Raw genomic sequence first — 11,958 nt, forward strand, 5'->3', positions numbered from 1 at the left:
CGGCTTCACGGCCCCGGCTTCACGGCCGCGGCGCCATGGCCCCGGTCCCACGGCCGGCTCCACTGCCGCCGCCTCAGGGTCCGGGCGTGAGCCACGTGCGCAGCAGCCGGCTCACCGCCGGCATCGCCACGTAGGTCATGAGGGTGCTGAACACGGCGGCGAACACCGCCGTGCGCAGCACGACGTGCAGGTCCACCAGGACCGGGCCGAGCAGCGCGTTGCCGGCCAGCGAGATGGGGAAGATGGCCAGCCCCGAGCTGATCGCCATCTTCCAGCGCGGCGGCGCGGGCCGGGTGGTACCCGGCTTGGCGAACCAGGTCTCCATGCCGGTCAGTTCGCGCCGGGCTATCTCCGTGTGGTGGTGGCCCTGGCAGTTCGCGAACCACTGCGCCCGCTCGGGCGAGGCCTGCCAGCGCTCGAACGCCGCGTGGTCGGCGAACCGGTGCACGAGGAACCAGGGCGAGCCCTCGTTGGCGGGCCGGAACAGCCCGTAGCCCAAGTGCCCGTCGAAGCGGGCGGCGGTCTCCAGGATCCCGCGCGCCCACTCCTCGAACGGCGCCTCCCAGCCCGGTTCCACCTGCCGCGCGATCAGCAGCGTCACCTCGCCGTCGTCGGCGGGCACGGTGGTGGGCCGCTCCTGCTCCGGGCCCGTACCCGCCGGGCGCCGGTCCGTCGTGTCCCGCTCCTCTGTTCTGCGCATGGCAGCCAGAGTGGCTAATTGGTGCCGATCTTCGCCAGCAGGTCCACGATGCGGCCCTGCACCTCGGCGGTCGTCGAGCGTTCCGCGAGGAACAGCACGGTCTCGCCCGAGGCGAGCCGCGCCAGCTCCTCCTCGGCCTTGTCGATGCCGGTGGAGGTGTAGACGACCAGCGGGGTGCGGTTGAGCTGCCCGTTCGCGCGCAGCCAGTCCACGATGCCGGCGCGTCGGCGGCGTACCTGCATGAGGTCCATGACCACCAGGTTCGGCCGCATCTGCGTGGCCAGCTGCACCGCGTCGGAGTCGGCGCCCGCCCGCGCCACCTGCATCCCGCGCCGCTCCAGCGCGGCGGTCAGGGCGCCGGCGATCGCCTCGTGCTCCTCGATGAGCAGGACCCGCGGCGGGTGCTGCTCGCTGTCGCGGGGCGCGAGCGCCTTGAGCAGCACGGCCGGGTCGGCCCCGTACGCCGCCTCGCGCGTGGCCGTCCCGAGGCCGGCGGTCACCAGGACCGGCACCTCGGCGGCCACCGCGGCCTGGCGCAGCGACTGCAGGGCGGTCCGGGTGATCGGCCCGGTCAGCGGGTCGACGAACAGCGCGGCCGGGAAGGCGGCGATCTGGGCGTCCACCTCCTCGCGGGAGTGCACGATCACGGGCCGGTAGCCGCGCTCGCTCAGCGCCTGCTGGGTCTGCACGTCGGGCGCGGGCCACACGAGCAGCCGGCGCGGGTTGTCCAGGGGCTCGGGCGGCAGCTCGTCGTCGACCGGCTGCGGGACGGGCCGGTTGACGATCTCGACCGCTCCGCCGGGGCCGTCGAGCGGCTCGGGGCCCTCGGCGGCGTCGTCCGCGGGTGCTCCTATGGCGAAGGCGCGGCCGGTTTCGGCCTGTTCGGCCAGCCGACGCCGGCGGCCGGAGCCGCTGTCCGCCGCGCCGGACGAGGGCTCCCCGGCCTGCGGGGTGCCCGGCTGCTGCGCGAGGGCCTCCTGCTGGGCGGAGGTCAGCGCCACGCCCTGGCCCAGGGTCCGGACGCTGATCGGCCCGGCCGGGTTGTCCTGGGGCTGGCGGGCGGCCGGCAGGGGTACGGGGCCCGCCGGGTCCGCGTCCTCGGGAGCGGTGCGGGCGCCCGGCACGGGCCAGGCCGGGGTGGTCTGCAGCGCGCGTCGGCGGCCGCCGGAGGCGGGCAGCGGATGCGGCTGCGGCGGCGTGTGCTCGTCCTCGGCGAGGGCGGTGCCGTGGGTCTCCGGGTCCGGGGTGCCGAGGGCGCGGCGGCCGCGCCGGCCGGTTCCGGCGGCGGCGCCGGCGGGCACGGGCATCGCCATGAGGCCGGCGGGTTCGGCGCCGGGGGCACCCTGCTCGGCGGTCCCGACCGCGGTGCCCGCGGCGGGCGTACCGGCACCGGCTCCGTCCGGACCCTGCGCAGCGGGGGCTTCGTGGTCGGCGGGTACGTGCCCGGTCGCGCCCAGCGGCTGCGCGGGGCCGAGGCCGGCGGGGGCGCCGGGTGCCTGGCCGGGCAGTCCGAAGGGGGCGCCGTTCGGGCCGGCGGGGGCCTGCGGGGCGTCGGCCGCTCCGGTCGGCCCGGGCGGTACGGGGATCCCGGCGCCGCCGGTGTCACCCGGGGCCGGGACGGGGCCGCCCGGCGGCACGGGAGCCCCGGGCAGCGCGAAGGCAGCGGCCCCGGCGGCCGGTACGGGACCTCCCACGACGGGCGGGACCGCGGGCATCGGCGGCACCGGCGCCCCCGGCACCGGCGCACCGGGAACGGGCACCGGCCCGCCGGCCGGCGGAACGGGCGCACCGGACATGGCGATCGGCCCGCCCGACGGCGGCACGGCCCCGCCGGGCATGGCCACGGCCCCGCCGGGCATGGCCACGGCCCCGCCGGGCATGGCCACGGGTCCGCCGGGCATGGCCAGGGGCCCTCCCGGTACCGGAACGGTCCCACCGGGCGTCGCCACGGGTCCGCCGCCGGGCATCGCGACCGGTCCACCCGGCATCGCCTGGGCCCCGCCCGCAGCGGGAACGGGTGCACCGGCCGCCGGAACCGGAACCGGTCCACCGGGCGCGGGCACCGGAGCCCCCGGCATGGGCACGGGTCCACCGGGCGCGGGCACCGGCCCACCGGCCACAGGTGTCGGAGCGCCCGGCAGCGGTACGGGCCCGGTCGCGCCCCCCGGGCCGCCATCGGCGCCCGGCACTGGCAGCGCACGCCGACGCCCGCGCGGAGCGTCCTCGGGCTCGGGCTGCGACTCGGCCGGGGACAGCGCGAGGGCCCGCCGGCGTCCGCCCCCCGCAGGCGGAACCGGAACCGATGCCGGAACCGGCCCCGCGGTCGGCAGCGCCGGCAGCTGCGGGGCCTCGGGCTCGTCGCCCGGCCGTCCGCGCCGGCGCCCGGTCGCGAGCCCGGCCGGGTTCACCGGGGACTGCGCCAACTCCGCGGGCCCGGACTGGGCGGCGGGCACCGCCGGCACCGCGGGCAGCCCCGGCGCGGCCGGTCCGCCCGGCATCCCGGCAGCCACCGGCCCGCCAGGCGCGGCGGGTTCGGCGGCGGGGGCGCGCCGGCGGCCGGACGGCAGCGCGAGGGCGCCGCCCCCGTTCGGCTCGGGGGCCGCGGCCTCGTCCTCCAGGAAGGCGTCCACACCGCGTCGGGCCCGCCGCCCGCGCGGGGCCGCGCCACCCACCGCGACCTGCACTCCGCCCTCAGAAGCGGAAGCAGAAGCGGAAGCAGAAGCGGAAGCGGAACCGGCCGCGGCGTCGCCGGCCGACTCGATACCGGACTCGGGCTCGGGCTCGGGCTCCGGCTCGGGCAGGGTCACCATGCCGGCCCCGGCGCCCAGCGGCACCTCCAGCACGTACGCGCCGCCCGGCGCCCCCGGCACCTCGACGGTCTGCAGCACGCCCCCGTGCGCGGTCACGATGCCCCGCACGATCGGCTCGTGGACCGGGTCGCCGCCCTCGTACGGGCCGCGCACCTCGATCCGTACGACGTCACCTCGCTGGGCCGCGGCCACGACCACGGTGGAGTCCAGGTAGCCGCCGGCGGCCACCGGGGCCTTGCCGGTGGCGTCCACGCCGGCCACGTCGGCGATGAGGTGGGCGAGCGCCGTCGCCAGCCGCGCCGGGTCGACCTCGGCCTCGATCGTCGGGGCGTGCACCGCGAACTGGGCCCGGCCGGGCCCGATCAGCTCGACCGCGCCGTCGACACCGGCCGAGACGACCCCGTCGAGCAGCACCTTCTCCTTGGCGAGCTTGTCGGTGCCGGCGTCGAGCCGCTGGTAGCCCAGCACGTTGTCGACCAGCTTGGTCATCCGCGAGTACCCGGCCGCCAGGTGGTGCAGCAGCTGGTTGGCCTCCGGCCACAGCTGGCCCGCGTCGTCCGCCGCCAGCGTGCCGAGCTCCTGGCGCAGCTCCTCCAGCGGGCCGCGCAGCGAGTCCCCGAGGACGGCCAGCAGTTGGGCGTGCCGCGCGGCCAGGGCGTCGTACGGGCGGCGGTCGGTGAAGGTCATCACGGCGCCGACGAGCTGGTCGCCGTCCCGGACCGGCGAGGTCGTCAGGTCGACGGGCACGGGCAGCCCGGCCTTGTTCCACAGCACCTGTCCGCGCACCCGGTGCTTGCGCCCGGAGCGCAGGGTGTCGGCGAGCGGGGACTCCTCGTACGGGAACGGCGAGCCGTCGGCGCGCGAGTGGACGGCCAGTGAGTGCAGTTCGCGGTTGCCGAGCTCGGTGGCCCGGTAGCCCAGGATCTGGGCGGCCGCCGGGTTGACCAGGACGACGCGGCCGTCGGTGTCCGTGCCGACGACGCCCTCGGCCGCCGCGCGCAGGATCATCTCGGTCTGACGCTGCGAACGGGCCAGCTCCGCCTCGGTGTCCACGGTGCCCGAAAGGTCCCGTACGACCAGCATGAGCAGTTCGTCGCCGGTGTAGCGGTGCTGGTCGGCGTACGCGTCGCGGCCGTCCTCCAGGCTCGCGCTGGTCACGCCGACCGGGAACTCGGTTCCGTCCGTGCGCCGCGCGGTCATCCGCTTGGGCTCGGTACGGCTCGGCTCCGCGTCGCCGGGGCGGCGCATGGAGCCGGGGATGAGCTGGGGGTCGAACTCCGGCAGCAGGGACAGCAGACCGCGGCCGACCAGCCCGGTGCCGGGGGACTCGAAGACGCCGAGCGCGATGGAGTTGGCGTTGACGACGGTGCCGTTCGCGTTGACGAGCAGCAGCGCGTCCGGCAGGGCGTCGAGTATGGCTGCGAGGCGAGCAGCGCCTCGGGATGGCCTGCTGCTCACGTGGACGCTTCCTCCCTGACTACTGGCATGGCTCGGGAGGAGTCTAAGGGCTTCGCCCCGGCCGGCGGCGGTGGATGAGGGGGAGCTCTCACCGGATCGGGGGCCCGCGGGGACACCGTGCCTGGTCAGGCGCGGGAACGGGGCGCCGCGCTCGGAAGCACAGGTTCCAAATCTTCCCACCGGCTGATCTCGCAGCCGTTCTTCCGGTTGAAGTGGGCGTCGACCTGTCGGCCGCGCCAGGTGCCGGAGACGTCGGCGGTGGCCCGGCCGCCGTCGACCATCGTGCACATCTGGCGCCTGGAGACCGGCGCGAACGGGTCCTTGCCGTCGGCCCAGAGCCGGTCGAGGCGGTCGCACGCGCGCGCCGCCTGCGGGTGGGTCCCGCCCGCCGGGTGGCACTCCAGCGTGTACGAGCCCTGGTACGAGCTCCCCGTCTCCGCCACCGTCACGGTGAGCCGGTCGGGCCCGTCCACGGGCGCGGGCTCGGGGTCCAGCAGTCCGAGCGAGGGCAGCGGCGGCAGCGGTCCGGCGGCGAGCCCGGGCGCCGCGGCGAGCGCCGGTGCGGCGAGGGCCGGGGCCGCCAGGGGTGCGGCGACGAGGGCGGAGCTGACGGCGGCGAGGGCGATGCGGCGCAGCATGGCGTCTCCCGGAGGGCAGGCGGTCGTACGTCTCCCCAACGAGCCGGCGCGACCGACGTTGCGCGCGGCGGGCTCCGCACACTCCGGTGGGCGCGCCGGGACCGCCCGCCGGAGGGACGCTCGACCTCCTCCCGCCGGAGGGACGCTCGACCTCCTCCCGCCCACGCCCGCTAAGGCTTTGCCCTGCGCGGCCCGCTCCTTGTACCGTGGGGGTGGATTGGTGACCAGGCAGTGAGCTGTGTCATCATCTGCACGCACCCCCGTACGCGAGGGTGAGCTGGAGGCGTCGCCTAGTCCGGTCTATGGCGCCGCACTGCTAATGCGGTTTGGGTCTTAAAGCCCATCGAGGGTTCAAATCCCTCCGCCTCCGCACTGCACTGAGGCCCCGGTCCCCACAGGACCGGGGCCTCGGTCGTTTGCGCGCCACCTGCGAGAGCGCGCGGGGTCCTGCGACCGGATGCGCGCCCCTTGGGCGACCGGCCCGCCCCGGACCGCCGTACCGGCCCGCCCCGGACCGCCGTACGGGCCGGCCCGGCCGCACGCGTCACCGCGGCGCCCGCCCGCCCGCTCTCCAGGCGCTCACTCTCCGGAGCCGCCCGCCCGGGCGCACTTCTCGCGTCGGCTTCGCGCCTTGAACGCCCCCGTGCGCCCCGCCCCGCCTGGGCGCCAACCGCCCCGTCCGCGACGTTTTCGCAGGTCAGAGGTGGTTTGGTTAACGGATTTCGCGTCCCGGCGAGGTCCATGTATTGTTGTTCTCGCAAGGCCAACGGGGCGAAAAAAACCCGGGAAGCCCAAGCACTCGTAGCTTAACGGATAGAGCATCTGACTACGGATCAGAAGGTTGCAGGTTCGAATCCTGCCGAGTGCACACAGGTGAGAGGCCCCGGACGAGAGTCCGGGGCCTCTTGCGTTGGGCCCGTACAGCAGCGAAGTGCAGCAACCGCACTGATCGCTGCCAGTCGCCGTCAGCCGGTGGCGGTACCGCCTTCGCTTGGTTCGGCGTAGACCCCGCGGACGCCGGCGCGACGGGCCCGCAGGGCGAACATCCGGGTGAGGCTCCCCGGCTCGATCGGGGTGCCGTACTGACTACGAGTGGCGGGCGTCCGGGCTGAGGGTGGCTGGATCTTCGGATCGCAGTCGGAACTTTGCATGGACGCCGAGGCTGTTGCGTGCGGCGATGTAGAACTCGTCACGCTTCTCCTGAAACTCCCGGAACGCCCTCATCCAGTCGTCTGACGTACCTGGGCGCATGTCTCGAACGAACTGTTCCAGTACCCAGGCGTGCCGCTGTAGCGATCTGGCTGCCGAGATGGATTCCGCGTCTCCCATAAGGAGCACGGCTTCGAACGCATAGCCACGCTCAAGTTCGGCTTCGGCCAGCAGCTCCAGGCCGGCCTCAGTGGCGAGTGGCTGAGGCAGGTCGAAGAGTCCCTTGCCTGCCGCCAGACGACCTGCCAGCGAGGTGAACCTCTTGACCGCGTCGGCAAACCGGAGATAGCACTCCAGGCGACGTTCGTCCCACCGTGTGGAAAGTTGGCGCCGCCACCGAGCTCTCTCCGTCAGGGCTCCACCGACGTACGACGCGACCGCGCCGACGAGCACACCGATCAAGGTGAACAATTGTCCTGACATGTCCCCGCCTAGCATGTATCTGTCAGGAGGAACATACGGCCGGGGGCTCTGACGCGTAAGGGCCTCAGGCTGGTGGGCCGGTCCGTCGGGTCAAGGGGTCGGGCGGTGGACGCGGGGGAGCCCCGTGACCGAGAGGACGAGCGAGTAGAGGCTCGTCGTCGCCGTGATGAAGAGCCGGTTGTTCCTGGGGCCGCCGAAGGCGATGTTGGAGACGGGCTCGGGGACGCGGAGGCGGCCGATCAGGGTGCCGTCGGGGTCGTAGCAGTGGACGCCGTCCTCCATCGCGGCCGCCCACAGGCGCCCCTCGTCGTCGAAGCGGATGTTGTCGAAGCGGGCCCGGCCGTCGGTGGGGGCCTCGGCGAAGACCTTGCCGTCGGAGAGCGTGCCGCCGGGGCGGACCTCGAAGACCCGGATCTGGTTCAGCCGGGTGTCCGACACGTAGAGGCGGGACTCGTCCGGGGAGAACACCAGTCCGTTCGGCCCGGCGAACCCGTCGGCCACGAGCCGGACTTCGCCCGTGGCCGGGTCCGCCCGGTAGACGTGGCACCCGCCGATCTCCGCCGGCGCCCGGTGGCCCTCGTAGTCGCTCGTGATGCCGAAGTCGGGGTCCGAGAACCAGACGGACCCGTCCGAGCGCACCACCGCGTCGTTGGGGCTGTTGAGGCGCCGGCCCTCGAAGCGGTCCGCGACGACCGTGCGGGAGCCGTCGGGTTCGGTGCGGGTGACGCGCCGGCCGCCCTGCTCGCAGGTGATCAGCCGGCCCTCGCGGTCGAGGGTGTTGCCGTTGCTGTGGCCGGCCGGGGAGCGGAAGGTGCCGATCGCGCCGGTGGCCTCGTCCCAGCGCAGGATCCGGTCGTTCGGGATGTCGCTCCAGACCAGCTGGCCCCAGGCGGGCAGGTACAGCGGCCCCTCGGCCCAGCGGCAGTCGTCGTACAGCCGCTCCAGCCGCATGTCCCCGTTGGCGCACCGTCCGGTGCGGAAGCGGTCGTCCAGGATCTCGTACAGGGAAGGGTCGGCAATGGAAGACATCATCCTACTCCCGTGAGGAATTCCGAACTTCATTCGGTTCGGTATGGAGATTGCAGGATGGGATACGGTCTTGGCAAGGGATCGCCGGAGGACAGAGGGGACGGAGCGCCGTGGACGAGATCGACCGGGAGCTGATCGCGCTGCTCCAGCGCGACGCGACCCAGCCCTACGCGGCCCTCGGCAAGGCGGTCGGCCTGTCGGCGGGCGCCGCGCACGAGCGGGTCCGCAAGCTGCGCGACCGCGGGGTGATCCGCCGTACGACGGTGGACGTGGACCCCGTGGCGCTCGGCCAGGGGGTGCTCGCCTTCGTGATGGTCGAGTCGTCCGCGTGGATGGGGGATTCGGCGGAGGCCTTCGCCGCCATCCCCGAGATCCAGGAGGCGCACGTCATCGCGGGAGCGGCCTCGGTGCTGGTCAAGGTGCGCACGCGCACCACCGAACAGCTCCAGGACGTGCTGCGGCGGCTGTACGCGATCGAGGGCGTGAGCGGGACGCAGGCCACGGTCTCGCTGGAGACGTTCTTCGAACGGCCGCCCCGGCCCTGAGGGGACCGTCCCCCGCGTCCCGGCCTACGCGTCGACCGGCAGCGGCGGCGCCAGCGCCCTGAGGGCGGACTCCGACGGGGAGGCCGGCTCGGTCGTGTACGTGATCAGCAGCTGGTCCGGGTCGTCCGGCAGGCGCAGGGTCTCGTACGCGAGCGTGACCTCGCCGACCGCCGGGTGGCGCAGGGTCCAGCTGCCGTGCGTGCTGTCGCACACCTCGTGCTCGGCCCACAGGGCCCGGAACCGCGGGCTCTGCGCCGACAGCTCGGCGACCAGCGCGTCGTACCCGGGGTCGTCCGGGTGCCGGCCGCGCTCCAGGCGGAAGAACGAGGTCAGGCAGGCGGCCTTGGCCTCCGGATCGGCGAACCGGTCACGCCACTGCGGGTGCGTGAACAGCAGCCAGAGCTTGTTGCGCCGCTCTGCGGGCAGCGCGTCGAGGTCGGTGAACAGTGCCGCGTAGAGCGGGTTCCACGCGAGGATGTCGGTACGCCGCCCCAGGACGCAGGCCGGGGTGCCGGGCATCGACTCCAGCAGGCGCCGCAGCCCGGGCCGCACCGTCTGCGGGGCGGCCGGTCCGGCGGAGCCGGCGGGGCGGGCGGGTGCGCCGCGCACGAGACGGTGCAGATGGGCGCGCTCGGGCCCGTCGAGCCGGAGCGCGGCCGCCACGGCGGCCACCACCTCGTCCGATACGTTGTCGGCGCGGCCCTGTTCCAGGCGCACGTAGTAGTCGGTGCTCACCCCCGCCAGCCGGGCGAGCTCCTCGCGGCGCAGGCCGGGTACGCGCCGGCGCCCGCCGAACCGGGGCAGCCCGGCCTCCTCGGGGCTGAGCCGGGCCCGCCGGGACCGCAGGAAGGCTCCGAGTTCGGCTTTCCTATCCATCCCTAGATCGTAGGAGACAGCTCGGCCGTGTGGTGCTGCACCGGACTCCGCTGGCGGGCCGCCGGGCCCGCCCTGACCTGGTACGCGGTCGGGTCCGAGCACACGGGCGGGTCGGGGCGGACCCGCGAGAGCCCGCTGGCGTACGGCCGGCCGCTCGCCTTCGCGGCCCGCGGCACCCGCCGCTGCGTGGGCGTCCGCCGGGCCGGGCGGTGGACGCCCTGCCCGGGCGGGCGGGAGGTCCCGGCCCGCGCGGGCCGCGACCAGTGCCCCGAGTGCGCAAGGCTGGACCGCTCCTTCTCAGTGGCCGCCGACACCAACGCGGCCGACCCCCGCCCGTACCGCGTCTACCTGGCCTGGTTCGGGCCCGGCCTGACCAAGGTCGGGATCACCGCCGAGGAGCGCGGCCCGGCCCGGCTGCTGGAACAGGGCGCGGTCGCCCACAGCTGGCTCGGGCGCGGTCCGCTCATGGCGGCCCGGCGCACCGAGGAGGTGCTGCGGGCCGCCCTCGGGGTGCCGGACCGGATCCCGTACGCGCACAAGCGGGCGGTACGGGCCGGACTGCCGCCGGTCGCGGAGCGGCGGGCGGAGCTCGCCGAGCTGCACGCCCGGGCCCTCGGGCTGCCCGGGTGGACCGAGACGCTGGAACCCCTGCCCTGCGTGGTCGCCGACCACACGGAGGTCTTCGGGCTCGCCGGGCTGCCGCGCCCGACGCGGGTGGTGGCGGAGCTGGTGGACGGCGGGACGGTGGCCGGGCGGCTGGTGGCGGCCGCCGGGCCGGACCTGCACCTCGCGGACGGGCTGGTGGTGGACACCCGGCTGCTGTGCGGATGGGTGCTCACCGCTCCGGGGGAGGCGGCGGCGGGCACCTCCGTGCCGGTCGCCCCCGTCGGTCCGGACCCGGCGGCGGGGCAGGAGCAGCCGGGGTTGTTCTGACGTCAGTCGAGTCCGAAGAGCCGGGCCGCGTTGTCGTGGCAGACCGCGCGCAGCCACGGGTCGCCGAGGCCGAGTCGCTCGAGGGCCGTGAGCTGGTGCTCGTACGGGTACGGGATGTTCGGGAAGTCGGTGCCGAGCAGGACGCGGTCGCCGAGGTCCGCCAGCCGGGTCAGGGCCCCGGGCGGGTAGTCGCCGCCCAGTCGGTCGGCGAAGTCGGTGAAGGCCATCGTGGTGTCCAGGCGCACCGCCGGGTGCGCCTCGGCGAGCGCGAGGAAGTCCTCGTACTCGGGCAGGCCCATGTGCGCGACGACCAGGGGCAGCCGGGGATGCCGTGCGAGCAGGCGGGCGACCGGCTCCGGGCCGGTGTGCTTGCCGGGAGCGGGTCCCGAGCCGCAGTGGACCACGATCGGCGTGCTCGCTTCGGCGAGCAGTCCCCACACCGGGTCCAGCAGCGGGTCGTTCGGGTCGTACCCGCCGACCTGGACGTGGGCCTTGAAGACGCGGGCGCCGGCCTCCAGGGCGCGGCGGACGTACCGGTCGGCGCCCTCCTCCGGGAAGAAGGTCGCGGTGTGCAGGCAGTCGGGGGTCCGGGCGGCGAAGTCCGCGGCCCAGGAGTTCAGCCAGGCGGCCATGGCGGGCTTGTGCGGGTAGACCATGGAGGTGAAGGCCCGTACTCCGAACCGCCGCAGCAGCGCGACGCGTTCGGCCTCCTCGTGGCGGTAGGCGATGGGCCACTCGACGCCGGTCAGCGGGCCGACCGCGTCGAAGTAGTCCCAGACCTTGGCGAGCACGCGCTCGGGCATGAAGTGGGTGTGCACGTCGATCGGGCCCGGGACCCCGAGCCGGTCGCACAGGCGCCGCACGGCCGCGGCGGTGGCGGCGGTCGCGACCGGGTCCGTGCCCGCCGCCGCGCCCGCGCCGGGGGACCCTCCGGTCCCCTCAGGCTCCACGCACAAAGCCGTGGCTCCGCTCGACCCGGCCGACGTGGAGCGTGTAGCTCTCGTACCAGTCGGTGCGGCCCTTCTTCTGGGCCTGCTGGTGCTCCAGGTTGGTGCGCCAGACCTGCAGCGACTCCTCGTCGCGGAAGTACGCGACCGTGATGCTGAGGCCGCCGGGGGTGTGCGCGTTCTCGTGGCCGAGGTAGCCGGGGATGTCCTTGACCAGCTCGTTCATGCGGACCGACGTCTCCCCGTAGCCGTCGGGGTTCTCGGTGCGCACGGACGTGAACACGGTCATCAGGTAAGGCGGTTCGAACGCCGGAACAGGCTGGATGCTCATGCCGAACACGATCGGCGGGCGGCGCGCCCGGTGTCCACACCCGAGGGCGAAGGGATCCA

The 11,958-nt window shown here is 75.0% G+C and carries 10 protein-coding genes and 2 tRNA genes; 4 read left to right on the plus strand and 8 right to left on the minus strand.

Going from position 1 to position 11,958, the window contains the following annotated elements; translation table 11 throughout:
* Positions 1-73: 73 nt before the first annotated feature.
* The 3 genes from IF43_RS0103260 to IF43_RS0103270 form a co-directional block, all read right to left on the minus strand.
* The gene (locus IF43_RS0103260) at positions 74-700 is read right to left on the minus strand and encodes an antibiotic biosynthesis monooxygenase (protein ID WP_078909874.1); all 627 of its coding nucleotides are present in this window, start codon (positions 698-700) and stop codon (positions 74-76) included.
* 14 nt (positions 701-714) lie between these two features.
* The gene (locus IF43_RS0103265) at positions 715-4,968 is read right to left on the minus strand and encodes a hybrid sensor histidine kinase/response regulator (protein ID WP_030193507.1); all 4,254 of its coding nucleotides are present in this window, start codon (positions 4,966-4,968) and stop codon (positions 715-717) included.
* A gap of 125 nt (positions 4,969-5,093) precedes the next feature.
* Complete coding sequence (locus tag IF43_RS0103270; protein ID WP_030193509.1) at positions 5,094-5,606, minus strand: SSI family serine proteinase inhibitor; 513 nt, start codon at positions 5,604-5,606, stop codon at positions 5,094-5,096.
* Between the two features lie 279 nt (positions 5,607-5,885).
* Here IF43_RS0103270 and IF43_RS0103275 point away from each other — a divergent pair.
* Positions 5,886-5,976, plus strand: a tRNA-Ser gene (locus IF43_RS0103275).
* Between the two features lie 425 nt (positions 5,977-6,401).
* A tRNA-Arg gene (locus IF43_RS0103280) sits at positions 6,402-6,474 on the plus strand.
* 218 nt (positions 6,475-6,692) lie between these two features.
* Here the strand turns inward: IF43_RS0103280 and IF43_RS42005 are convergent.
* Together IF43_RS42005 and IF43_RS0103290 are read right to left on the minus strand one after the other, a co-directional pair.
* On the minus strand, positions 6,693-7,217 hold the full coding sequence (locus IF43_RS42005) for a hypothetical protein (RefSeq protein ID WP_199922667.1): 525 nt from the start codon (positions 7,215-7,217) through the stop codon (positions 6,693-6,695).
* A gap of 111 nt (positions 7,218-7,328) precedes the next feature.
* The gene (locus IF43_RS0103290) at positions 7,329-8,267 is read right to left on the minus strand and encodes an SMP-30/gluconolactonase/LRE family protein (protein WP_030193513.1); all 939 of its coding nucleotides are present in this window, start codon (positions 8,265-8,267) and stop codon (positions 7,329-7,331) included.
* A 110-nt stretch (positions 8,268-8,377) separates the two neighbouring features.
* Between IF43_RS0103290 and IF43_RS0103295 the strand changes: the two genes are divergently transcribed.
* Complete coding sequence (locus tag IF43_RS0103295; RefSeq protein WP_030193515.1) at positions 8,378-8,812, plus strand: Lrp/AsnC family transcriptional regulator; 435 nt, start codon at positions 8,378-8,380, stop codon at positions 8,810-8,812.
* A 24-nt stretch (positions 8,813-8,836) separates the two neighbouring features.
* On the opposite strand, the gene IF43_RS0103300 is transcribed toward IF43_RS0103295, so the two are convergent.
* Positions 8,837-9,688 (minus strand): helix-turn-helix transcriptional regulator, encoded by an 852-nt coding sequence (locus tag IF43_RS0103300; RefSeq protein ID WP_030193517.1) that lies wholly within the window; start codon positions 9,686-9,688, stop codon positions 8,837-8,839.
* Between the two features lie 27 nt (positions 9,689-9,715).
* Here IF43_RS0103300 and IF43_RS0103305 point away from each other — a divergent pair, with 27 nt between their 5' ends.
* Entirely contained in the window at positions 9,716-10,621 is a 906-nt protein-coding gene (locus tag IF43_RS0103305; RefSeq protein ID WP_037887242.1) for a DUF2797 domain-containing protein, read from the plus strand.
* 2 nt (positions 10,622-10,623) lie between these two features.
* Here the strand turns inward: IF43_RS0103305 and IF43_RS0103310 are convergent, their stop codons facing one another.
* Positions 10,624-11,484 (minus strand): amidohydrolase family protein, encoded by an 861-nt coding sequence (locus IF43_RS0103310; RefSeq protein ID WP_030193522.1) that lies wholly within the window; start codon positions 11,482-11,484, stop codon positions 10,624-10,626.
* Between the two features lie 76 nt (positions 11,485-11,560).
* Positions 11,561-11,899: an antibiotic biosynthesis monooxygenase gene (locus tag IF43_RS0103315; RefSeq protein WP_030193524.1), complete on the minus strand. Its 339-nt coding sequence runs from the start codon at positions 11,897-11,899 to the stop codon at positions 11,561-11,563.
* Positions 11,900-11,958: the final 59 nt, after the last annotated feature.

The organism is Streptomyces sp. NRRL S-87 (assembly GCF_000719335.1).
In the GTDB taxonomy this organism is placed as follows: Bacteria; Actinomycetota; Actinomycetes; order Streptomycetales; family Streptomycetaceae; genus Streptomyces.